The following is a 20,330-nucleotide window of genomic DNA, read 5'->3' on the forward strand; positions in this document are numbered from 1 at the left end:
CCGAAGACATGGCCCTGAAGACCGGCCGGGGGGCGGCGGCCCCGCCCTTCCTGGTGATGGACGTGATCAGCGCCGCCAATGCCCAGGCCGCGGCGCTGCCGCCCGGCGCGCCCGGGATCCTGCGCATGGAGGTCGGCCAGCCCGGCACCGGCGCCCCGCGCGGCGCGGCGGAGGCGGCGATCCGCGCGCTGCGGGCCGGCGCGCCGATGGGCTATACCGAGGCCTTCGGGCTGCGCTCGCTCCGCGCCCGGATCGCCCGGCACTATGCCGAGCGCTACGGCGCCGCGGTGCCGATGGAGCGTGTGGCGGTGACGGTCGGGGCCTCCGGGGCCTTCCCGCTGGCCTTCCTGGCGGCCTTCGACGCCGGCGACCGGGTGGCCATGGCGGCGCCCTTCTACCCGCCCTACGCGAACATCCTGACCGCGCTGGGCATGCGGCCGCAGCTGATCCCCTGCGGGCCGGAGACGCGCTGGCAGCCGACGGTGGCGATGCTGGAGGCGCTCGACCCGCCGCCGGCCGGGCTGATCCTCGCCAGCCCCTGCAACCCGGCCGGGACCATGCTGCCGCCGGCCGAATTCGCCGCGATCGCCGCCTGGTGCGACAGGGCCGGGGTGCGGCTGATCTCGGACGAGATCTACCACGGGCTGAGCTACGGGGCGGTGGCGGAGAGCACGGCGGCGGCGGCCTCGGGCTCCGCCATCGTGGTCAACAGCTTCTCGAAGTACTTCTCGATGACCGGCTGGCGGATCGGCTGGCTGGTGCTGCCGGAGGACCTGGTCCGGCCGGTGGAATGCCTGGCGCAGAACATGGTCATCTCCGCCCCGCACGTCGCCCAGGTGGCGGCCGAGGCGGCCTTCGACTGCCGGGACGAGCTGGAGGCCAATATCGCCGCCTACCGGCGGTCCCGCGCCACGCTGCTGCGGGCGCTGCCGGGGGCCGGGTTCGACCGGCTGGCGAGCGCCGATGGCGCCTTCTACCTCTGGGCCGATGTCGGGCACCTGACCAACGACTCGGTGGCCTTCTGCCAGCGCATGCTGGCCGAGGCCGGGGTCGCCGCGACGCCGGGCGTGGATTTCGACCGCGAACGCGGCGGGCGCTTCCTGCGCTTCAGCTATTGCGGGCCGGAGGCCGACATGGCGGCGGCGCCGGCGCGGCTGGCGGCCTGGCTCGGGCGCTGAGGCGCCGCCGGTGCCATCGCGTGCGCTGGCGCACAATATCGTGACTATTCGCGCCCGGAGGCTTTGCCGCACGGGCTCGTGATCGGTATGGAAGCGTCATCAACTCGGGGTTGGGCTGCTTCGGCATGCCCGGCCCGCCCGGGGAAGCCATGGTGCAACGGCGGCGATCGCTCTCGGCAGGCGCTTGGGCGCGGTGGCAGGTCCGCCGCGGCCTGCTGGCCATGGCGCTGCTGCTGGGCATCGCGGCGGGCGGCCCGCCGGCCCGGGCGCAGACACTGGAGGTGAGCGGGGCCTGCGCCCAGCAATGCGGCGCGGCCTCCCGCCTGGTCCGGGCGAACCGGCCGGAGGTCCAGTCCTGCCTGATCCGCTGCAACGCCATCCAGGAATACGACCGCAGCACGGGCGCGCCGCGGGTGCAGCATGGGTCACCGGCCCCGCGCACGCGCAGCCGGCAGGCGGTGCAGGCCGAGACGCGCCGGGTCGCGGCGCTGCAGGCCCGGGCCGTGCCAGCCCCTTATCAGGCGCCGATGCTGCCGCCGCCCGCGGCGGCTGCGTCGCGCGGTGCCGCCCATCCCGCTGCGGCGGCGGCGCCCGCCGTTGCCGTCCCGCCGGCGTCACTTGCTGTCGCCGTTCCGCCGGCTGTCCGGGCGACGCAACTGGCCGCGGCGGCTGGCGGCGCGGTCGCGGTCCCGGCCGGCCGGCGCTGGGGCGCCGCCTATCTGGCGCCGTCGCCGGCCACCGAATTCGGCCTGACCGTGGGCCTTGCCGACCGGGTGGCCGCCCATGCCCAGGCGCAGTCGGCCTGCGGGGCGCGTGGGGCCGCCTGCCGCCCGGCCCTGGAATTCGCCGACCGCTGCGGCGCCGTGGCCCAGGCGCGGCGGACGCTGGGGCTGTTCCGCACCGCCGACCCGCGGACCTATTCGGTCAGCTACGCCGCCGCCGGCGCCGGCCCGACCCAGGAGGCGGCGGAGACCGCCGCCCTGGGGGAATGCCGGGCGCGCGAGCGCACCACGAGCTGCGAGATCGTCGCCAGCGCCTGCGGCCGCCCCTGACCTTCAGGCCGGCGGGTCCTCGCCGGGCTGGAACAGCGCCTGCACCGCGGGGGCGGCTTCCGGCGCAGGCGCCGGGGCCTGCGGCGGGCGGGGCAGGGGCGGCAATTCCTCCCGCACGATGTCGGGACGGGCCTGGGCGAGGTGGGCCGGCTTGGCGACCCGGCTCGCGGCCCGCCGCGCCACCGGCGGCAGGGGAGGCACTGGCATCGGGTCGAGTTGCGCGGCGATCGCGGTGAGCTCCTGGCCCATCGCCGCGGCCTCGGCCGGGCCCATGTCGAGCCGCAGCAGCCGCACGGCGCGGTCCGGCTGGGCGGTGGCGGCGAGCGCCAGGGCCATGTTGTGCCGGGCGCGGCGTGGCGCGTCGGGGGCGTATTCGGCCTCCGCCAGGGCCTCCGCCGCGCTGCGGGCCTGACCGGTCAGCAGCAGCGACATGGCGTAGTTGGCGCGGATGCCCCAGTCCCGCGGCGCCAGGGCGAGCGCGGCGCGGTAGGCGTCCTGCGCCCGGGCCGGATCGCCCGAGAGGTCCTGCGCCAGGCCGAGGAAGCCGAGCGCCGCGGCATTGCCGGGCGCGAGCGCATCGGCCTGGGCGAAGGCCTCGGCCGCCGCGGCGGTGTTGCCGGCGCGCAGTTCGAGCCGGCCGAGCGCCAGCAGCCGCGGCGCGCTCGGCCCGAGCAGCGCGATGGCCTCGCGCAGCGCCTGCGCCGCTTCGCCGTCCCGGCCGGCGCGTTCGGCGGCCAGGGCGAGCTTCTCGCGCAGCGCGCCGTCCTGCGGCGAGAGCCGCACGGCCTCCCGCAGCACCTCGGCCGAGGCGGCGCCGCCGCGCGGACCGTCCAGCGTCGCTGCCAGCCGCAGCCGGCTTTCGAGCGAGAGGCTGTCCGGCTTGCGCGCCGGCTGGCATGCGGCCAGCAGAGGCAGCAGGAGAAGCAGGGCGGCGACGGCGCGGCGATGCGGCAGGGCGGTGGGTACCATTTTCGGCACGGGTCCTTTTCCCCCTTGGATTACCGCGGCAGGTCTTGCCGGGCGGTGAAGATGGCTCACTGCACCAGCCGCAGGTTGGCCAGCTGCGAGCCGATCTGGCGGAAGGCGTTGCGCAGGTCGGCCTGGGTCGGGCTGTTGAACCAGTAGTCCGGCTGGCTGGCGCAGCCGCGGAACAGCGCCTGGGTGGCGGCATCGGCCAGGTTGAAGGTGACGGTGTAGACTACGATGCCCTGCCGCTTCATGGCGGTGCAGAGGTTGGTCATGCGGGTGTTGAGCTCGGTGGTCATCCGTGCCGCCGTCAGCGGCGGCGCGATGCCGAGCCGGTTCTCCAGCCGCCTGCCGTAGCCCGAATAGTCGGAGTTGTTGTTGCCCGCGGCGTCCTGGATCGGCGGCGCGCCGGCGGCGACGGTGACGCTGGCGGGGTAGCCGTTCCGCGGGCAGCCGAGCGGGCGCAGCGGCGGGGCGCCGGCCGGGGTCGCGGCGTTGCTCGTGCTGGTGTCGCTGCAATCGCCGGGCGCGCCGCCGTTCCAGTCGTTCCAATTGGCCTGGCCGTCGGTCATCAGCACGACGACCTTCTGCATGTACTGGGTGCCGTAGTTCAGCGGCAAGGTGGCCGGGCTGCTGTCGGCGCCGGCATCCAGCGCGCCGGTGGTCCACAGCCCGCGCCAGCGCGGGCTGAGGGTGAACCAGCCGGCCTGCATGCCCGTGTTGTGCATGGTGCCGCCCTTGAAGGTGGAGCGCAGCGCCATGATGCGGTTCAGCACGCTGGTCCGGGCCGCGGTCAGCGGCAGGATCGGCGCCTGCGGGCAGCCGGTGTTGGGGCCCGCAGTGTTGTTCTCCCGCACGTCCTGGTACATCTCGGTGATGCCGTTGGTGCCGGTCAGCGACGCCGCCCAGTCGTTGTCGCCCGGCACCGCCCCGCCGGTGCGCAGCGTGTATTTCCCGAGCGTCGAGGCCCAGAAGAACGGCTTGAAGGCTTCCACGCCCGGCGGTGCGTCGGTCTGGTCGTTGCCGGTCGCGGCGCGGGCCTCGACGCAGCCCATCCAGCCGCGCGGCGCGTAGCGGGCGAGGTCGCGGCTGCCGGGGTCGAGCCAGCCGGTGCGCTGCGGCGCGATGTTCACCGTGGTGGTGTAGGGCACCACCGAGACCCAGAGGTTCGGCACCGTCTCCCGCGTCCCGTACAGGATGGTGACGAGGTCGGACGCGGCGAGGCGCAGCGCGTCGATGTTGGTGCCGTTGGTGGTGGCGCTGCCGACCGGGCTGGGCGTCTTGTTCGAGCCCATCGATCCCGTGACGTCGAGCACCAGCGCCAATTCCATGCCCATGTCGGCCCGCCGTGCCTCGGCCGAGGCGGCGACGGTCAGGGTGCCGAAGCCCATCACCCGGGCGAAGGTTGTGTCCAGCACGGCGCGGGCGGAGACGCGCATGGTGCTGGCGTCCACCGCCATGGGCGGGTCGAGCGTGGTCGAGGCATCGAGGAAGCCGCGCCAGGCATGGCCGGTGGCCTGGGCCGGGGTGTAGCCGGTGCCGCGCACGCCGTAATTGGTCCAGAACATCGCCGCGACCTCGGCATCCCGCTGCGCCGCCGGCAGGGCGATGTTGCGCGCCCCGGCCAGCGCCGCGGCATCGAGCGCGGTGTGCATCCGCGACCGCAGCAGCCAGGCCCGCGCGCCATCCGTGGCGATGCCGACCATGCCGACCAGCGGCACCGCCAGCAGCGCCACCAGCATGGCGATGTTGCCGCGGCGGCCGAGGCGCTTCATGGACAGGCTCCGCCGATGGTGGTGAGCGCCGCGGTGCGCGGCCGCACGATGGCATAGGTGCGCACCGGGCCCGGCCCCGTGGTGCCGAAGAAGATCGGCGCCGCCATCACCGACCAGGGCGTGGCGGCATTGATCACCTCGACCACCAGGACGCTCTGCCCGTTCGGCACCGTGAAGCCGTTCGGCAGCGCGGCGCGGCCGGCGACCTGGGTGGCGAGGCCGGCATCGCCGCGCGAGCAGGACCAGGCCAGGGCATTGCCGCCGGCGGTGCCGCTGACCACGCCGATGACGGTGCGGGCGCGGCCGGTGCCGGCGCCGTCCGACCAGGCCAGCACGGGGGCCGCGATCGCCTTGGCCGCGTCGAACAGCCCGGCGACATCGGCCGGAGCCAGCGCATCGAACTGGGTGGCGACGTTCGCCGTCTCGGCCGCCGTGCGTTCCAGCCGGAACCAGGTGCGGACATGGATGACGATCTCCGCCGTCGCGCCGAACAGCAGGATGAGCAGCGGCACGAGCAGGGCGAACTCCACCGCCGCCGCGCCGCGCCGGGGGTCAGCTCGCCGGGAAAGGCTCATTCTTCGCCAGGATCACGAATTGGATCTGCTGCACGCCGAGCGGCAGCAGCGAACGGCCGAGCGGGGTCAGCCCGCGGCCGCGATAGACCACGGTGTAGCGCACCACGTCGCTCGGCCCGCCGGTGCCCGGCCTGGCCGCGGCCGGGTTGGCGAGCGCGCCGAAGCCGGCGAAGCTTTCCACCGTCACGCTGAGCCCGGCGGCATCAAGCGGCAGGCCGGAGGTCTTCAGGATGGTGTCGGCGACATGGCCGGTGACGGTGAAGCCGGCCGGGGGCGCCTGGCCGGTGGCCGCCCAGCGCGCGGCCTCCCGGCCCCCGGCATCCAGCGCGGCGCCGATGGCGACCTGCCAGCAGGCTTCCATCATCAGCAGCAGCACGGCGAAGAAGGCCGAGCCGACCAGGGCGAATTCGACCGCCGTGGCGCCGCGCGCGTCGCGGTGCAGCCGCCTCACCACAGCCGCGACGCCTGCAGCATGGCCGGCCCGGCGACGACGAGGAACAGGGTCGGCAGGATGCAGAGGATCATCGGCACGGTCAGCAGCACCGGCAGCTTCGCCGCGCGGGCTTCGAACCGCACGAGCTGGTCCTGCCGCATCTCGGCCGAGAGGGTGCGCAGCGCCTGGGTCAGCGGCGTGCCGTATTGCAGGGTCTGCGCGAGCGTCATGCCGAGCCGGCGCAGCAGGTCCAGCCGGGTGCGGTCCGCCATGTTCATCAGCGCGGTGCGGCGGTCCGCCAGGATGCGGAGCTCGCTGCTGCAGACGGCGAATTCGGCGGCGACGGCGCGGTTGGCGGGACGGATCTCGACCGCCACGCGGTCCACCGCGCCTTCCAGCGCCAGCCCGGCTTCCGAGCAGATGACCATGAGGTCGAGCGCATCGGGCAGGCCGCGTTCCAGTTCCCGCAGGTAGCGGCGGCGCAGGCGGCGGGCGACGAGGTCCGGCGCCAGCAGCCCGCCGATCGCCGCGGCCAGCAGGCCGAGTGTCCAGGCCTGCTGGCCGGCGCCGAGGAATTGCAGCGCCGCGGCGGCGGCCAGCGGCAGGCCGAGCAGCAGCACCACCTTGGCGCCGACGAAGATGGCCAGCGCCCGGTCGCCGCGGAAGCCCGCGGCCATCAGGGTCTGTTCCAGTTCCTCCACCGTCCGGCCGGACAGGATCCCGCCGCCGGTCAGCAGGCGGCCGATGCCGGCGAGCCCGCGCAGCGCCACCCGCTGCGGCGACCAGGGCAGCGCCACCTGGTCGATCCCGGCGCTGCGCTGCACCGCCAGCAGGCGTTCGCCCACCCGCTGTTCGCGGCCGATGGCGCGCAGCAGCCAGGCGACAGCCAGGCCGAAGCCGAGCAGCCCCGCCGCCCCGGCGCCGAGCAGGGCGGGCGTCATGACAGCGACCGCCTGATCATGCCGCGCATCACCAGGATGCCGATGAGCAGCAGGCCGATGGCGGCGGCGAGCACGCGCTGACCGCCCGGGTCGGTGAACAGCATCGCCACATAGCCGGGGCTGAGCACCGCCAGCACGCCGGCCGTGAAGAAGGGCAGGGCGGCCAGTATGCCGGCCGAGGTACGGGCTTCCGCCGCCAGGGCATAGCCGCGCTCCTTCAACGCGACGCGCTTGCGGATGACCTCGGCCAGGTTCTCCAGCGTCTCGCCCAGGCCGCCTCCGGTCTGGTTCTGCAAGGCGAGCGCCGTGGCGAAGAAGCGGTATTCCGGCACGCCGTTGCGGTGCGCCGTTTCCGCCAGCGCCTGGTCGATGGGCAGGCCGATCGAGAGCTGGTCGGCGATGCGCTGGAATTCGGCCGCGGTTTCCTTCGGACCTTCGCGGGCGACGCTGCGGATCGCCTCGCTGACCGGGATGCCGACGCGGACGGCGCGGGTGACCATGCCGAGCGCGTCGGGGAACTGGCGGAACAGCGTCTCGATCCGCCTCGTATCCAGCCAGCCGAAGGCCCAGCGGCAGAATAAGAACCAGAAGACAGGCGTGGCCAGAAGCAGCAGGTCGCCGCCCAGCAGCGCCGCCAGGCCCGCCGCGGCACGTGCCAGGGGCATGGCCACCAAGGGGATGATCCACCAGCGGACGGGGTATTCCGCCACCCGGTCCAGCCGCAAGCCGAAGAACCCGGCCAATCGCGCCAGCCAGGGCCCCTCCGCCGCGTCCCGCAGCCAGTTCCGCCGCGGCGGCGCGACCAGGCCCGCCCGCCAGTGCGGCCCGACCACGGCGGCGACGCGGGCCTGCCGCCGGTCCTGCCGCTGCACCGCGCCGAGGCCGAGCACGACCAGCAGGCCGAGGCCGAGCAGTCCCCCGCCGGCGAGGAGCAGCCCTTTCACCGCTCCGCCTCCTCCAGCGCCGCGGCCCAGGCGCGGTCCTGGCCGAAATAGGCGAGGCGCGGCAGGAAGGCCGGCCGGGCCCGACTGACCTTCCAGCGGACGCGGAGCCGTCCGTCCTGGTCCTCGCCCTCGTGCTCCAGCTGAAAGATGTCGTTCAGGGTGAAGACGTCGCCTTCCAGCCCGACGAGTTCGGTCACCTGGACCAGGCGGCGGGAGCCGTCGCGCTGGCGCTCCACCTGCAGGATCAGGTCCACGGCGCTGGCGATCTGCGTGCGGATTGCGCGCGTCGGCAGGCCGAAGCTGCCCATCATCACCATGTTCTCGATGCGGATCAGCGCATCGCGCGAGGTGTTCGCGTGCACCGTGCTCATGCTGCCGTCATGGCCGGTGTTCATCGCCTGCAGCATGTCGAAGGCCTCCGGCCCGCGGCACTCGCCGAGGATGATGCGGTCGGGCCGCATGCGCAGCGCATTGCGGACGAGGTCGCGCTGCGTCACCTCGCCGCGGCCCTCGAGGCTGGGTGGCCGCGTCTCCAGGCGCACCACATGCGGCTGCTGCAATTGCAGTTCGGCCGCGTCCTCGACGGTGACGATGCGCTCGCCCAGGTCGATCATCCGGCTGAGCGCGTTCAGCATGGTGGTCTTGCCGGACCCGGTGCCGCCGGAGATGACGATGTTCAGCCGGCAGCGGGCGGCGACCTGCAGCGCCCTGGCCATCGGCCGGGACAGCGCGCCGAACTCGACCAGCTTGTCGAAGTCGATGACCCGGCGGGCGAATTTGCGGATGGAGACCGCCGGCCCGTCGATCGCCAGCGGCGGGAAGACGATGTTGACGCGGCTGCCGTCGGCCAGCCGGGCATCGACCATCGGGCTGGACTCGTCGATCCGGCGGCCGATCGCGGCGGCGATGCGCTGGGCGATATTGGCCAGGTGCTGGTTGTCGCGGAAGCGGATGCCGGACAGCACCACCTTGCCGCGCTGCTCGACGAAGACCTTGTCATGGCCGTTGACCATGATGTCGGTGATGCCCTCGTCCTCCAGCAGCGGCTCCAGCGGGCCGAGGCCGAGCATGTCGTCCACCAGGTCGAGTGCCAGCTGGCGCTGCTCGCGGGCGTTCAGCTGCAGGCGCTGCTCGGTCGCCACCTCGGCTAGCAGCCGCTCGACCTCGGCGGCCAGGCGGTCCGGCGCCATGGTGGCGACGGTGGCGGGGTCGATCCGGGCGAGGCAAAGCGCGCGCAATTCGGCCAGCGGCGCGCCGGCGCCGGCATTGGGCCGTGCGGCGGGCGCGGCCGGCGCCGCAGCCTCCGGCATCTGCCGCACCACCGGTCCGGCCGGGCTCGGCGTCGGTTCCGGCCGGCGGCGGCCGAAGCTGGGGACGAGGGCGTTGCTCATCGGCGGAACCGTGCCAGCAGGCCGCGCCGCACCGGCGCATCCTCGCCGACGCCGCCGGCGGCGCGGGCCAGCCGGGCGATCGCGGCGCGGAACGGGCCGCCGGCGGCCGCCGCGGGCTGGCCCAGCGTCGCCGCCTCCTCGATCCGCTTCGGCAGGTCGGGCAGGAGGATGTCGGGGTCGAGCTTCAGCGCCTCCCCCACCTGGCCGGCGGAGAGGCCGCCCTTGCGGCCGGCGCGGTTCAGCACCAGCAGCGGGCGGTTGGCCTGGCCCGGGCCGGGTTCCAGCTGCAGCAGCCGCAGCGTGTCGCGGATGCAGGCCAGGGTCGGTTCCAGCACCAGGATGCGGTGCTGCGCCAAGTCGAGCAATTCGCGGCCCATGCCGTCCGCGGCGAAGGGCGCGTCGGCCAGGATGAAATTGTAGCGCCGGCGCAGCATGGCGACCAGGCGTTCCGCCGCACCCGGGGCATAGGCGAGCGGCGAGCCCAATGCCTCCTCGGCCGCGAGCAAATGCAGCCGCTCGCCGGCCGGCGCCGCGGCGCGCTCGACGAACAACTCGTCGACCCGGTCCGGATGCTCGATCGCGTTGCGCAGCCCGGGCCCGGCCGGGGCGGCGAGCAGCAGCGCCTGGGTGCCGCGATGCAGGTCGGCATCCAGCACCACGCTGTGCCGGTGCGCGACATTGGCCAGGTACCAGGCGAGATTGGCGGCGATGGTCGAGGCGCCGACGCCGCCGCGCACCCCCGTCACGCTCAGCAGCCTGCCGCCGCGCGCCGGTGCCGCGGTGAAGCGGCGGCGGGTGACGACGGGGCCGAAATTCTCCGCCACCATGGCGGCGGTCAGCGGCTTGTAGAGGTAGTCCGCGACGCCGAGGCCCCGCGTCAGCTGCCGGTAGAAGCCGACATCCTCCCGGTCCCCCACCACCAGCACGCGCACATCGGGCTCGAGCACCTGCGACAGGTCCTCGAGCGCCGCGAGCGGCTGCTTGTGGCCGGCGACGTCGACCACCAGGGTCCAGGGCGTCGGCATCTCCCGCAGGGCGGCGATGGCGCGGGTGATGTCGGCGCGGCGGAACTCGCCTTCCTGCCGCACGGCATCCGACAGGCCCGCGCGGAGCGCCTCCTCGGTCTCGGCATCGGCGGCGAAGCAGACCAGCGGCTTGCGTTCCGGCCGGTGCTGGGACTCCTCGGGCGCGTCGGGGAAGGCGTGGTCGGGCATCAGGGGTTGCCCCCGCCGGGGACGGTGATGATCCGCGCCATGCCGGTATCCGGCAGCGGCTTCACCCGGTCGGCCCGCAACCGTTCGATGGCGCCGGCGGCGGTGGAGCCCGGGGCGCCCTAGGCGCCGGTGCCGCGCACCCGCTCGGCCGGGATCACGGCCATGGTCGCCAGGTTCTGCTCGTTGGCGGCGTTGGGACGCCAGGTGCCCGCCCGCTTGTAGGGGTCGAAGATCTCGCAGCCGGCGGTCGCCGCCAGCAGCGGCAGGGCCAGCAATAGGCGGATGCGCATGGCGGCGTCCTCAGTTCAGGCCGAAGCCGGTGGCGCCGGGCAGGCGGGGCGGCAGGCCGCGCTGGCGGGCGATCTGGCGGAACAGCAGGATGCGGTCGGCGTCGTCGGGCGGGACGTAGCCGTCGGTCGGCGCGCGCAGCGCCACGGCCTCGTTCGCCGGGCGGACGACGTAGGGGGTGATGATGATCACCAGCTCGGTCTCGTTGCGCTGGAAGCGGTCGGAGCGGAACAGCGCGCCGAGCACCGGCACCTCGCCGATCCCCGGCAGGGCGCGGCCGAGCGTCCGGGCATTGTCCTGCAGCAGGCCGGCGATGGCGAAGGACTGGCCGCTGCCGAGCTCGACCACCGTCTCCGCCCGCCGCACCGTCAGCGCCGGGATCTGGATGGAGGAATTGCCCGAACTCAGCCGCACCGCGCCCTGCTCGGTCAGGTCGCTGACCTCGGGGCGGACCTTCAGGCTGATGCGGCCCTGCGACATCACCGTCGGCACGAAGGCCAGGCTGACGCCGTACTGCTTGAACTGCACGGTGACGACGTTGTCGCGCAGCGCGACGGGGATGGGGAATTCGCCGCCGACCAGGAAGCTGGCGGTCTCGCCGCTCATCGCGGTCAGGTTCGGCTCGGCCAGCACGGTGATCAGCCGGTCCTGCGCCAGCGCGTCGATGATGCCGTTGATGTCGGACTTGCCGTCGCTGAAGGCGCCGACGATCGAGCTGGACGGGTTGATCGCGTCGAACAGCGCATTCCGCGTCAGCAGGCCGAGCGCGAAATTGCCCGACCGCCCGACTGCCTGCCAGTCGACGCCCAGCTGCCGCGTCACCTCGCGCGAGACCTCGGCGATGCGGACGCGCAGGTTCACCTGCACCTGGCCGAGCACCGAGAGACGGTTGTCGAGCTGTTGTCCCTCCGCCAGGTAGCCGCGGGCGATGGCGGCGGCCTGCTCGGCTTCGGCGGCGGTGCCGACCTCGCCATGCAGGGCGATGCCGTTGCCGCGCTGCTCGGTGCGGATGCGGTGGCCAGGCAGCAGGCGGGAGAGGGTGGACTGCGCCTCTCCCGCGCCGAAGCCGGAGGGGCGGACCGTGACTTCGTACTGCGCGACCGCGGCGCCCTGGCCGTCGATGGCGGCGATCGTGGTGCGGCCGGGCGCGACACCGAACAGGAAGAGGCTGGTCGGGCTGGCCGGCCTGACTTCCACCACCCGCGGATCGGCGGCGAAGACCGAGCCGGCGGCGCGGTTGAGCTGCAGGATGCGGCCGGCGCCAGCCTCGATCGAGAGCGGCATGCCGGCGCGCAGGGTGACGCTGTTCTCCTGCGTCAGCTGCCGCATGGGCGGCGCGGCGGGGCGGGGGGGCGGTGCGTCCTGCGCCGCGGCGAGCGCGGGCAGGAGCAGCGCCAGAAGACCGGCGATGCGCATCAGAAGCGGAACTCCTCGCGTTTTGCGGCGCCCTGGAAGATCTGCAGGGTCTGGGGTGGGGCTTCGGCGGCGCCGCGCCCGGCGCGCAGCGCCGGCGAGACATCGCCGCCCCAGGTGATGGTCGCAGCGGAGTCGACCGGCGCCTCGGCCCCGCTGGCGGAGCGGACGACCAGCGCCAGCCGGCCGAGCCGGGTCGCCACCGCGACGCGCTCCGCCTGTTTCGGCGTGACCTCGAGCGTCACGGTGCGAACCTGGCGATTGCCCTCCGGCCCCTCGCCCATGGCGCCCTGGGTCAGGGCCTGGTCGATGGCGATGACGCGGATGTCGGGCAGCACGGTTTCCCCCGACACGCGGCGATAGGCGGGCAGGTTGTCGTCGGCGAGCTGCTGCGTGAGCACCACATCGACCCTGTCGCCCGGCCAGATCAGCCCGGCGGTCCCGGAGACCGCATCGACGCCGACGGACACGGCCCGCATGTCGGGCCCCAGCACGGCGGCGAGGAAGCCGCGGTCGCCCGGGCGCAGCACGTCCTCGGCCAGCATCGGGTCGCCGACCGGCAGGCTGCGGCGGACCATGGCGCCGAAGATCTCGGCCCGCGCCTCCCGCGTGTCGCGGCGGGCGCCGGCGGGGGCGGCATCGATTTCCAGCTCCTGGCCGGCGAAATCCTCGGGCTTGATCAGGGTGCCGGCGCGCAAGGGCCGGGCGGCGACCAGGAAGGTGGCGCGGGCGGGCGGCGGCGGCGCCTCGGCCACCGGGGCCTGGCCGGGTTGCAGGCTGTACCAGGCCACGCCGCCGAAGCCGGCGAGGCCGAGCAGGAGAAGGCCGAAGAGGAGGATGCGCAGGACCATGGGCGGCACCTTCAGCCGAGGAGCGTGAAGAAAGTCCCAAGGGCGATGGCGACGCCGTAGGGCAGCGGTCCGCGGCGGCGGATGCGCCAGGCCTCGGCGCGCAGCGCCCGGGCGGGCAGGGCGCCGGGCCGCGCCAAAGCCGGGGCGGGCAGCAGCGGCTGCAGCGCGAGATAGGTCAGGGCCAGCGCCCCGCCGGCCAGCGCCACGGCCAGGACCAGCCCGGGCACCGCGGCGGGTGGCGGCAGCAGGGCGCAGGCCGCCAGCAGCTTGACGTCGCCGCCCCCCATCACCCGGCAGCGCCAGGCGAAGCAGGCCAGCAGGAAGACCAGGCAGCCGGCGAGCAGGCCGGCCAGCGCCTCATCCGCCAGCACCCGCGCCAGCAGGCCGAGGCCGGCGATGCCGAGGCTGAGCCGGTTCGGGATGGTGCGCGCGGCGATGTCGTGCAGCGCCGCCGCCGCCAGCGTGAGGCCGGCCAGGACCAGGATCATGCGCGGCGTGCCGGGACGCCGGCGGGGCTTGGGGCCCCGCCGGCGGACGGGCTCATTTGCCGGCGATCTTGTCGGCGATGTTCTGGAACATGGCGGAGGCATTGGTCCCGAGCGCGGTGACGGCACCGATGATGACGGTGGCGATCAGCGCCGCGATCAGGCCGTATTCCAGCGCGGTGACGCCCTTGCGGTCGGTGACCAGGGCACGGGCGGAGAGATACAGGGACGTCAGGGACATGGGACCTTCCTTCGGCTGGATGGCGGCCCGGCGGATGCCCGGGCCGTCCGGCCCTGGTGGATCAACCAGGAGCCTGGGAAGGTCGTACTTTTTTCTACATTGGCTATGTAATTGAGACTGTGATTAACTATTTACACCTTGTGATGAGATGTCTTTATCAACCATGACGAGTATCGGTCAGCCGCCCCGCGGAGTGATGACCCGCGGCCCGGTACCCAGCAGCGGCACCGGCCGCGGCGCAACGGCACCCTGCGCCGCGACGGGGCGGGCCAAAGCCTGCGGCATGATGACCGGGATGCGCAGCGCGACCGGGGACAGCCGCGGCGCGACCGGGTCCGGCCGCAGCACGACCGGCAGGCGCGGCAGGGCAGCCGGCCCCGCCGCCAGGCCGCCCCCGAGATTCGCCATCACCCGCAGCCGGTAGGCCTCGCCCCGCTCCGGCGTCGCCGAATGGTACCAGGCCACCGCCTGGGCCCATTCGCCGCCGGCGCGGCCGTGCAATTCACGCAGGAAGCGGGCCGCGTAGCGGGCATTGGCCACCGGCTCGAAGGCTTCCTCAAGCGAGCCGAAGGCGCCGGGATGGTGCAGCAGGTTCACCTGAAGGCAGCCGACATCGATCGAGCGGATGCCGCGGGCCTGCAGCGCGGCGACGGTGGCGGTGGCCTCGGCGCGGCTGGGCGCATGCATGCCCATGCCGGCGGCATTCAGCGCCCAGGGCCAGGGCTCGATCCGGCCGCTGGCCGGGTCGCGCCGGCCGCTTTCGGTGCGGGCGATGGCGTGCAGCAGGCCGGTGGGCAAGGACGCCTCGCGCTCGGCGGCCTCCACCGCGTCGCGGCAGGCGCCCCAATCCTGCGCCCGGGCACCAGGCGATGCGATCGCCAGCAGAACAACAAGCAGCCAGATTCGCGTCCAGGTCATCATCGGACCGCTATAGGACATGGGATTGACCAGACTGCCAATGAAAGGCCGGCCCGCCGATGCCCCGTTTCCTGCGCTACGAGGATGCGCTGCCCTGGGTGCGCGGCCAGGCACGGCTGACGGCCGAAGGCATGGTGCGCGGGCTGGACGCGACCCCGACCGCGGCGGCGAGCTTCCTGCGGCGGCTGGAGGCGGAGGGCGTGGTCGGCCCGGCTGGCGCGGACGGCGCGCATCCGGTGCTGGGCGAGCGGCGACGGCGCTGGGCCGAACCGGCACCGGCCGCGGCCGACCCCTGGGCCGAGTGCGCCCGGCTGCGGGCCGAGGCGGAAGCCGCCACGCGCCGGGCGGCGGCGGCCGAGGCGCAACTCGCCGCGGCCACCGCGCCGCGCGAGCGGATCGCCGCGCTGCGCCGCCTGCTGGCCCGCGAGCTCCATCCCGATACCGCCGCGCCAGCCGGCGACCCGGCCCGGCAGGCCGCCCATGCCGAGGTCTTCGCCCGGGTCTGGCCGCGGATCGAGCGGGTGCTGGACGGCGAGGCGGAGGAGGAATGATACCAACGCCCCGCTTGCGTGACCTTCAGGGGGCGAAGCCCGCCGCAGGCGCGGCGCGTCGGGACCACGGACGCGGCCGCCCGGCGCCAGGGGCACGGCGAGCCATGCCGGCGGTCACCGGGAAGGACCGTTGGCATGACACCTATCGCGGCGGCGCGTCCCGGCCGGTGAGGTAGCCCGCCAGGCCGAGCAGCAATGCCAGGGCCAGGGTGCCGAAGGCGATCGGCCAGGCCGCGCCTGCCGGGGCGAAGGCCACCGCCCAGCCGGTGAGCGCGGGCAAGGCAGCGCTGCCCAGGGTCTGCGCCAGGTTCACCGTGGTCGCGCCGCGCCCGACCAAGTGGTCCGGGAACAGCGACCGGCCATGCGCCACCACCACCACCGGGTAGCAGGACAACAGGCAGAGACCGACCAGCAGCGTGACGGCCACGGCCAGCGGCGGCTGCGGCCAGCAGGCCAGCGCCGCCAGGGTGAGCGCGGCGCCGCTGGCCATGCCGGCGACCAGCCACTTGCGGGTGTTCAGCCGCCGCTCCAGCGGCCCGACGCCGAGCAGCCCGGCGACCAGCGCCAGCCCCATGCCGAACAGCACCGCGCCGCGGGGCCCGGGGGCGAGGCCATGCACCTCGGACAGGTAGGGGCCGGCCCAGACCGCGATGACGGTGGCCATGGCGGCATAGCCGACCAAGTGCATCGCCAGCACCGGCGGCAGGCCGGGGGTCTTCCAGACCGTCAGTTGGCCGCGCAGCGCGCCCAGCAAGGTCTCCGCCGGGCGCACCGGCGCGGGCCGGTCCGGCGGGTCGTCCCGCACCCAGACCCACCACAGCCCGGCGAGGCCGAGGCTCAGCAGGCCGGACAGCGCATAGGCGCCGCGCCAGCCGAAGGCCGCGGCCGCCGCGGCGAAGGGGGCTCCTGCCAGCAGTATGCCGCCCTGGCTGAGGGCGAAGACCCGGGCCAGCGCCGTGGTCAGTCCCGGCCCGGCATGCCAGCGGGCGCAAAGCACGACCGAGGCCATGAAGGAGGCCGCACAGCCCAGGCCGAGGACGAAGCGCGCGGCCAGGAACCACCCCGCATCCGGCGCCAGCGCCTGGCCGAGCGCGCCGAGCGCCGCCGGCAGCGCCAGCCAGGCCACCGTCCGGCGTGGCCCGATCCGGTCGAGCGCCAGGCCGACCGGCACTTGCAGCAACAGCAGGGCAAGGAAGAAGGCGCCGTTCGCCGCGCCGAGCAGCCCCGGCCCGGCATCCAGCGCCGCCGCCAGCTCCGGCCCGACCACGCCGAGGGCGGCGCGGTGGAACTGGCTGGCGCCGGTCATCAGGGCCAGGGCGGCCAGCAGCTGCGTGGCCGGGGCAAGCCGCATCAGGCGTCGATCCCGAGCGCCTCGCCGAGCTGCCGCGCCCCTTCCGGTGTCAGCGCCAGGCGGCGGCGGGCCATGGGGTCGTCCGCGGTTTCGCCCGGCAGGCGGGACAGCCAGTGGCGGCGCAGGCAGCAGGCGGCGATCTCCCGCCCCAGCCCACCGGCCAGATGCGCCCGGCGTTCCGACCAGTCCATGCAGTCGCAGGCGAAGCGGCGCGCCTGCCGGGCGGCGGCGAGATCCACGCCGAGTCCGGCCAGGCCCGTCTCCCCCGCCGCGGTCGCCGCCCAGCCGCCGGGCGCCGGGGTGATCCAGCCACTGCCGGTCAGCCCGGCATGCAGTGCGACGCCGAGCCGCCCGGCCAGGTGGTCGTAGCAGAGCCGGGCGCGGCGGAAGGCCTCGCCATGCGGCCAGCGGCGGCCGGGCGGGGCGACCGCGGCGGCCAGGCCGCCCAGCGTCTCGAGCGCCGCCGCCACTTCCTCCGAGGCCAGGCGGTGGTAGCGATGGCGGCCCTGGCGGTGCACCGCGACGAGGCCGCCTTCCACCAGACGGGCCAGGTGCGCGCTGGCGGCCGGGGCGCCGATGCCGGCGACCCGGGCGAGCTCCCCGGCGGTCAGCGCCTCGCCCGAGAGCAGTGCCTGCAGCATGGCGGCGCGCGGCGGCTCCGACATCAGGGCGGCGGTGGCGGCGAAGGCGGCGGGGCTGGTCATGCGGGGCAGCCTAGCGCGGCGCGCGGCGATGCGCTTCGGGCGTGCGCGAAGGACAGGCGGGCCGGACCCATGCCATCCTCGCGCAAAGGGAGTGCCGCCATGATCGCCGTGATCTTCGAGGTCGAACCTGCCGATGGGCGGTTCGAGGACTACCTTGAGCATGCCGCCCGGCTGAAGCCGGAATTGGAGAAGGTGCCGGGCTTCATCTCGGTCGAGCGGTTCCAGAGCATCAGCAACCCGGGGAAGCTGGTCAGCCTGTCCTTCTGGGCGGACGAATCGGCGGTCGCCTGCTGGCGCACCCATCCCGGGCATCGCGGGTCGCAGGCGGCCGGGCGTGACGGGGTCTTCGCCGGCTACCGGCTGCGGGTGGCGGCCGTGCTGCGCGACTACGGCATGGCGGAGCGGCGGGACCAGGCGCCGGAGGATTCGCGGGCGCTGCACGGCTGGTAGGTCGAGGGCTGCACGCCGCAGGCGGCGCGGAGAGGGGGACGAACGTCCCATGGACCGCCCTGCCGGACCCGTCGGCACCGGGCGGCCCGATCCGGATGCGCGTAATTGCGGATTGATATCTATATTCACGGGATCATCGGCCTATGTAAATTATAGTTTCCTCATGGAGGCGAATCATGGCCGATTCCCCGCTGCCGGGCTGGCTGCAGGCCGATCTCTACTTCGACCTCGATGGCAACGGGGTGCGCGACCTCGGCGACCCGACGCTGCCCGGCCATGTGGACGTCGTCTCCGCCGCGGGCGACGTCGTGCATGACGGGCCGGCCGATGCGATCCTGGCCGCGCTGCCCGCCGGGACCTACTCCCTCTACCTGTTCGGCAGTGCCGGCGCGGCGCAACGCCTCGGGCCCTTCGAGGTGCGGCCCGGCACGATCACGGTGGCCGACCAGGGATTCCGGCCGGCATATGTCGACATCGTCACCTATGTCGATGCCAACGGCGACGACGGCTTCCAGCCGGGCGAGGAATACGCCTGGGCGCTGGAGCCGGAGGTCTTCAGCTGGGACGGCAGCTTCCGGACCAGCGGCTTCTCCTCCGGCCCGCTGCTGCCGGGCGAGTACGGGGTGATCCACAACACCCATGCCTGGCCCGGCCCCTGGATGCTGGGTGGCGCCTTCCTGGCGCAAGGCGATGCCGTGACGATCCATGTCCAGGCGCCGACGCCGACCGTCACCTACCTCGACGTGGCGGAGAACTCCTCCACCTGGGTCGGCGCCGTCAGCTTCCGCCGCGGCGGCGGCACCGTCACCGGCCCCTACCTGCGGGAGGAGCCCGAACTCTTCGGCCCCGCCTATTACTTCGAGCCGGGCCACGCCAACGGCACCTTCACCATCGAGAGCACGTGGTGGACGGACGGTTTCCCCCCGTCGCCGCCGAGCCAGGTCATCATCACCGTCATCCCCTCGCCCGACCCGCCCGTGGCCCGGGACGATGCCGGCTTCCAGGTCCTGGCGGGCCAGACGCTGCGCATTCCGGTCGCGTCGCTGCTGGCGAACGATACGGACGCGGATGGCGATCGGTTGAGCCTGGTCGCGGTCGGCGGCGCCGGCGGCGGGACGGTGCGGCTGGCGGGCGCCGAGGTGCTGTTCACCGCCGCCGCGGACGGCGGGCCGGCGCAATTCCAGTACACGGTGGCGGACCCATCGGGCCTGGCCGCAACCGGCCATGTCATGCTGCTGGTGGACCCGGCGGGGACGCCGGGTGCCGATTTGCTCGTCGGCTTCGCCGGCGCCGACCACATCCTGGGCCTTGCCGGCGCCGACACCATCGCCGGACACGACGGCGCCGACACGCTGGACGGCGGCAGCGGCGCCGACCTGCTCTCGGGCGATGCGGGAGACGATGTCCTGACCGGCGGGGAAGGTGACGACCGGCTCGCCGGCGGCGCCGGCAAGGACAGCCTTCGCGGCGGGGCGGGCATCGACCGGGCCACGGGCGGGGCGGGGAACGATACCTTCGTCTTCCACAAGGGGGACCTGGCCATCGGCGCGCAGCATGGCGGCCAGCGGGACCATGTCGTCGATTTCCACGGCGCCGGCGGCTACCTGGCCTGGTCCGGCGTCGAGGACGATTTCCTGGCCTTCTTCGGCTTCGGCGCCGGGGCATGGCTGGAGTGGCTCAAGGACGCGGGCAACGACCCGCATCTGCCGATCTATGGGTTGCACGACGGCGACGGCGCGATCGTCGGCGAGATCCTGGTCCAATCGGCCGATTCCACCGTGCGACTGGCGGCGGGCGACTACAAATTCTTCGCCTGACGCCAGGCTGCCGGCGGCCCGACCGGGGCCATCGGCAGCGTGACGGAGCAGCTATCGCGCCGACGTGAAAAGTTCTTGCCCTGCCTATCGTAGAATTGTATTCAATCTGCAGATCGCGTTTTCGTGAGGTCTGTAGATGAGCAGTGCCCCCCGCCCGCTCTCGCCCGCCGCCATCGCCATGCAGTCCAGGCGCTCCGCCCTGGCCGCCATGCTGGCCCACAAGGCGCGCTGCCGCGACCTGCCGCCGCTGCATGAATCCGAGGTGGCGGCGCTGCTCGCCGCCTTCGCCGAGCGCGGCGGCGCGGTGACCCGCTGCCCCACCGCCTGCGTCATGCCGGTCCAGAACGGCGCCGGCCTGGTCGACGCCTGATCCCTCCCATCTCCCGCCTCATCGCCAGGAACGCCGCTCATGTCGCAGGTCATCCCCTTCCGCTCCGTCGCCGCCCCGCCGCAGGTCGACATCGCGTCCCTCTCCGCCCGGCTGATCCAGGTCGAGACGGCGGAGACCACCGACGAGGACCTGCTCGACCTGCTGGTCGAGGCCGAGGCGCGGACCATCACGGCGCTGGCCAAGGCGCAGGCCGGCACCCTTTCGGAAGCGATGGTGAAGCTGGCGACGGTGGTGCGCCGGGCCGGGGACGAGCGCGACGGGCCGCTGTCGACGGCCGAACTGGGGCTGCTGCGCTCCACCCTGCGCGACCTGCAGCGGCTCTCCGACGCGCCGATGGCCGCCGCCCGGGCCTGATCCCCGCCGCCGACCACCCCTGAATGCGCGAAAGGCCGGGCATGCCA

The 20,330-nt window shown here is 74.2% G+C and carries 23 protein-coding genes; 7 read left to right on the forward strand and 16 right to left on the reverse strand.

From position 1 onward, the window contains the following. Positions 1-8: 8 nt before the first annotated feature. Complete coding sequence (locus tag ACFQS7_RS01770) at positions 9-1,178, forward strand: pyridoxal phosphate-dependent aminotransferase (protein WP_380065300.1); 1,170 nt, start codon at positions 9-11, stop codon at positions 1,176-1,178. A gap of 125 nt (positions 1,179-1,303) precedes the next feature. Next, a complete protein-coding gene (locus ACFQS7_RS01775) occupies positions 1,304-2,230 on the forward strand; it encodes a DUF4189 domain-containing protein (RefSeq protein ID WP_380065301.1) in 927 nt (308 codons plus the stop codon). Between the two features lie 3 nt (positions 2,231-2,233). On the opposite strand, the gene ACFQS7_RS01780 is transcribed toward ACFQS7_RS01775, so the two are convergent. From ACFQS7_RS01780 to ACFQS7_RS01845, 14 genes are all read right to left on the reverse strand, one after another. Continuing rightward, positions 2,234-3,199 (reverse strand): tetratricopeptide repeat protein, encoded by a 966-nt coding sequence (locus tag ACFQS7_RS01780; RefSeq protein WP_380065302.1) that lies wholly within the window; start codon positions 3,197-3,199, stop codon positions 2,234-2,236. 65 nt (positions 3,200-3,264) lie between these two features. Continuing rightward, positions 3,265-4,971, reverse strand: coding sequence for a pilus assembly protein TadG-related protein (locus tag ACFQS7_RS01785; protein WP_380065303.1), 1,707 nt, complete (start codon positions 4,969-4,971; stop codon positions 3,265-3,267). After that, positions 4,968-5,546, reverse strand: coding sequence for a TadE/TadG family type IV pilus assembly protein (locus ACFQS7_RS01790; protein ID WP_380065304.1), 579 nt, complete (start codon positions 5,544-5,546; stop codon positions 4,968-4,970). Before ACFQS7_RS01790 ends, ACFQS7_RS01785 begins: the two co-directional genes overlap by 4 nt. Beyond that, the gene (locus ACFQS7_RS01795; RefSeq protein WP_380065305.1) at positions 5,524-5,997 is read right to left on the reverse strand and encodes a TadE/TadG family type IV pilus assembly protein; all 474 of its coding nucleotides are present in this window, start codon (positions 5,995-5,997) and stop codon (positions 5,524-5,526) included. The genes ACFQS7_RS01790 and ACFQS7_RS01795 overlap by 23 nt, the downstream gene beginning before the upstream one ends. Beyond that, the gene (locus ACFQS7_RS01800) at positions 5,994-6,920 is read right to left on the reverse strand and encodes a type II secretion system F family protein (protein WP_380065306.1); all 927 of its coding nucleotides are present in this window, start codon (positions 6,918-6,920) and stop codon (positions 5,994-5,996) included. The genes ACFQS7_RS01795 and ACFQS7_RS01800 overlap by 4 nt, the downstream gene beginning before the upstream one ends. Then, positions 6,917-7,864: a type II secretion system F family protein gene (locus ACFQS7_RS01805; RefSeq protein WP_380065307.1), complete on the reverse strand. Its 948-nt coding sequence runs from the start codon at positions 7,862-7,864 to the stop codon at positions 6,917-6,919. Before ACFQS7_RS01805 ends, ACFQS7_RS01800 begins: the two co-directional genes overlap by 4 nt. After that, positions 7,861-9,255, reverse strand: coding sequence for a CpaF family protein (locus tag ACFQS7_RS01810; protein WP_380065308.1), 1,395 nt, complete (start codon positions 9,253-9,255; stop codon positions 7,861-7,863). The genes ACFQS7_RS01805 and ACFQS7_RS01810 overlap by 4 nt, the downstream gene beginning before the upstream one ends. Continuing rightward, positions 9,252-10,469 (reverse strand): CpaE family protein, encoded by a 1,218-nt coding sequence (locus ACFQS7_RS01815; RefSeq protein WP_380065309.1) that lies wholly within the window; start codon positions 10,467-10,469, stop codon positions 9,252-9,254. The genes ACFQS7_RS01810 and ACFQS7_RS01815 overlap by 4 nt, the downstream gene beginning before the upstream one ends. A gap of 119 nt (positions 10,470-10,588) precedes the next feature. Beyond that, the gene (locus ACFQS7_RS01820) at positions 10,589-10,759 is read right to left on the reverse strand and encodes a hypothetical protein (RefSeq protein WP_380065310.1); all 171 of its coding nucleotides are present in this window, start codon (positions 10,757-10,759) and stop codon (positions 10,589-10,591) included. A 10-nt stretch (positions 10,760-10,769) separates the two neighbouring features. Further along, positions 10,770-12,173 (reverse strand): type II and III secretion system protein family protein, encoded by a 1,404-nt coding sequence (locus tag ACFQS7_RS01825; RefSeq protein ID WP_380065311.1) that lies wholly within the window; start codon positions 12,171-12,173, stop codon positions 10,770-10,772. Continuing rightward, a complete protein-coding gene (cpaB, locus tag ACFQS7_RS01830) occupies positions 12,173-13,021 on the reverse strand; it encodes a Flp pilus assembly protein CpaB (RefSeq protein ID WP_380065312.1) in 849 nt (282 codons plus the stop codon). The genes ACFQS7_RS01825 and cpaB overlap by 1 nt, the downstream gene beginning before the upstream one ends. Before the next feature lie 11 nt (positions 13,022-13,032). Next, positions 13,033-13,509, reverse strand: a complete 477-nt coding sequence (locus ACFQS7_RS01835; protein ID WP_380065313.1) for a prepilin peptidase — start codon at positions 13,507-13,509, stop codon at positions 13,033-13,035. A gap of 52 nt (positions 13,510-13,561) precedes the next feature. Continuing rightward, positions 13,562-13,747, reverse strand: a complete 186-nt coding sequence (locus ACFQS7_RS01840; protein ID WP_380065314.1) for a Flp family type IVb pilin — start codon at positions 13,745-13,747, stop codon at positions 13,562-13,564. 177 nt (positions 13,748-13,924) lie between these two features. Continuing rightward, positions 13,925-14,665, reverse strand: a complete 741-nt coding sequence (locus tag ACFQS7_RS01845; RefSeq protein WP_380065315.1) for a transglycosylase SLT domain-containing protein — start codon at positions 14,663-14,665, stop codon at positions 13,925-13,927. Positions 14,666-14,724: 59 nt separating this feature from the next. Here ACFQS7_RS01845 and ACFQS7_RS01850 point away from each other — a divergent pair, with 59 nt between their 5' ends. After that, entirely contained in the window at positions 14,725-15,216 is a 492-nt protein-coding gene (locus tag ACFQS7_RS01850; protein ID WP_380065316.1) for a hypothetical protein, read from the forward strand. Positions 15,217-15,358: 142 nt separating this feature from the next. Here the strand turns inward: ACFQS7_RS01850 and ACFQS7_RS01855 are convergent, their stop codons facing one another. Together ACFQS7_RS01855 and ACFQS7_RS01860 are read right to left on the reverse strand one after the other, a co-directional pair. Continuing rightward, positions 15,359-16,567: an MFS transporter gene (locus ACFQS7_RS01855; protein WP_380065317.1), complete on the reverse strand. Its 1,209-nt coding sequence runs from the start codon at positions 16,565-16,567 to the stop codon at positions 15,359-15,361. Beyond that, positions 16,567-17,271 carry an ArsR/SmtB family transcription factor gene (locus ACFQS7_RS01860; RefSeq protein WP_380065318.1) on the reverse strand — a complete coding sequence of 235 codons (705 nt, stop codon included), beginning with the start codon at positions 17,269-17,271 and terminating at the stop codon, positions 16,567-16,569. Before ACFQS7_RS01860 ends, ACFQS7_RS01855 begins: the two co-directional genes overlap by 1 nt. 99 nt (positions 17,272-17,370) lie before the next feature. Between ACFQS7_RS01860 and ACFQS7_RS01865 the strand changes: the two genes are divergently transcribed. From ACFQS7_RS01865 to ACFQS7_RS01880, 4 genes are all read left to right on the forward strand, one after another. Next, positions 17,371-17,721, forward strand: a complete 351-nt coding sequence (locus ACFQS7_RS01865; protein ID WP_380065319.1) for an antibiotic biosynthesis monooxygenase family protein — start codon at positions 17,371-17,373, stop codon at positions 17,719-17,721. Positions 17,722-17,897: 176 nt separating this feature from the next. Beyond that, positions 17,898-19,538, forward strand: a complete 1,641-nt coding sequence (locus ACFQS7_RS01870) for a calcium-binding protein (RefSeq protein WP_380065320.1) — start codon at positions 17,898-17,900, stop codon at positions 19,536-19,538. Positions 19,539-19,674: 136 nt separating this feature from the next. After that, complete coding sequence (locus ACFQS7_RS01875) at positions 19,675-19,908, forward strand: hypothetical protein (protein WP_380065321.1); 234 nt, start codon at positions 19,675-19,677, stop codon at positions 19,906-19,908. A 39-nt stretch (positions 19,909-19,947) separates the two neighbouring features. Further along, the gene (locus ACFQS7_RS01880) at positions 19,948-20,283 is read left to right on the forward strand and encodes a hypothetical protein (RefSeq protein WP_380065322.1); all 336 of its coding nucleotides are present in this window, start codon (positions 19,948-19,950) and stop codon (positions 20,281-20,283) included. The last annotated feature ends 47 nt before the right edge of the window (positions 20,284-20,330 follow it).

The sequence above is a fragment of the Dankookia sp. GCM10030260 genome (assembly GCF_042666655.1).
In the GTDB taxonomy this organism is placed as follows: domain Bacteria; phylum Pseudomonadota; class Alphaproteobacteria; order Acetobacterales; family Acetobacteraceae; genus Paracraurococcus.

Bases quoted from the DNA above. Each gene is read 5' to 3' on its own strand.
- ACFQS7_RS01845 (WP_380065315.1), bottom strand. From the start codon at position 14,665: ATGACCTGGACGCGAATCTGGCTGCTTGTTGTTCTGCTGGCGATCGCA.
- ACFQS7_RS01820 (WP_380065310.1), bottom strand. From the start codon at position 10,759: ATGCGCATCCGCCTATTGCTGGCCCTGCCGCTGCTGGCGGCGACCGCC.
- ACFQS7_RS01860 (WP_380065318.1), bottom strand. From the start codon at position 17,271: ATGACCAGCCCCGCCGCCTTCGCCGCCACCGCCGCCCTGATGTCGGAG.
- ACFQS7_RS01825 (WP_380065311.1), bottom strand. From the start codon at position 12,173: ATGCGCATCGCCGGTCTTCTGGCGCTGCTCCTGCCCGCGCTCGCCGCG.
- ACFQS7_RS01790 (WP_380065304.1), bottom strand. From the start codon at position 5,546: ATGAGCCTTTCCCGGCGAGCTGACCCCCGGCGCGGCGCGGCGGCGGTG.
- ACFQS7_RS01880 (WP_380065322.1), top strand. From the start codon at position 19,948: ATGTCGCAGGTCATCCCCTTCCGCTCCGTCGCCGCCCCGCCGCAGGTC.
- ACFQS7_RS01775 (WP_380065301.1), top strand. From the start codon at position 1,304: ATGCCCGGCCCGCCCGGGGAAGCCATGGTGCAACGGCGGCGATCGCTC.
- ACFQS7_RS01770 (WP_380065300.1), top strand. From the start codon at position 9: ATGGCCCTGAAGACCGGCCGGGGGGCGGCGGCCCCGCCCTTCCTGGTG.
- ACFQS7_RS01865 (WP_380065319.1), top strand. From the start codon at position 17,371: ATGATCGCCGTGATCTTCGAGGTCGAACCTGCCGATGGGCGGTTCGAG.
- ACFQS7_RS01870 (WP_380065320.1), top strand. From the start codon at position 17,898: ATGGCCGATTCCCCGCTGCCGGGCTGGCTGCAGGCCGATCTCTACTTC.
- ACFQS7_RS01780 (WP_380065302.1), bottom strand. From the start codon at position 3,199: ATGGTACCCACCGCCCTGCCGCATCGCCGCGCCGTCGCCGCCCTGCTT.
- ACFQS7_RS01850 (WP_380065316.1), top strand. From the start codon at position 14,725: ATGCCCCGTTTCCTGCGCTACGAGGATGCGCTGCCCTGGGTGCGCGGC.
- cpaB (WP_380065312.1), bottom strand. From the start codon at position 13,021: ATGGTCCTGCGCATCCTCCTCTTCGGCCTTCTCCTGCTCGGCCTCGCC.
- ACFQS7_RS01785 (WP_380065303.1), bottom strand. From the start codon at position 4,971: ATGAAGCGCCTCGGCCGCCGCGGCAACATCGCCATGCTGGTGGCGCTG.
- ACFQS7_RS01835 (WP_380065313.1), bottom strand. From the start codon at position 13,509: ATGATCCTGGTCCTGGCCGGCCTCACGCTGGCGGCGGCGGCGCTGCAC.
- ACFQS7_RS01875 (WP_380065321.1), top strand. From the start codon at position 19,675: ATGAGCAGTGCCCCCCGCCCGCTCTCGCCCGCCGCCATCGCCATGCAG.
- ACFQS7_RS01840 (WP_380065314.1), bottom strand. From the start codon at position 13,747: ATGTCCCTGACGTCCCTGTATCTCTCCGCCCGTGCCCTGGTCACCGAC.
- ACFQS7_RS01800 (WP_380065306.1), bottom strand. From the start codon at position 6,920: ATGACGCCCGCCCTGCTCGGCGCCGGGGCGGCGGGGCTGCTCGGCTTC.
- ACFQS7_RS01810 (WP_380065308.1), bottom strand. From the start codon at position 9,255: ATGAGCAACGCCCTCGTCCCCAGCTTCGGCCGCCGCCGGCCGGAACCG.
- ACFQS7_RS01855 (WP_380065317.1), bottom strand. From the start codon at position 16,567: ATGCGGCTTGCCCCGGCCACGCAGCTGCTGGCCGCCCTGGCCCTGATG.
- ACFQS7_RS01815 (WP_380065309.1), bottom strand. From the start codon at position 10,469: ATGCCCGACCACGCCTTCCCCGACGCGCCCGAGGAGTCCCAGCACCGG.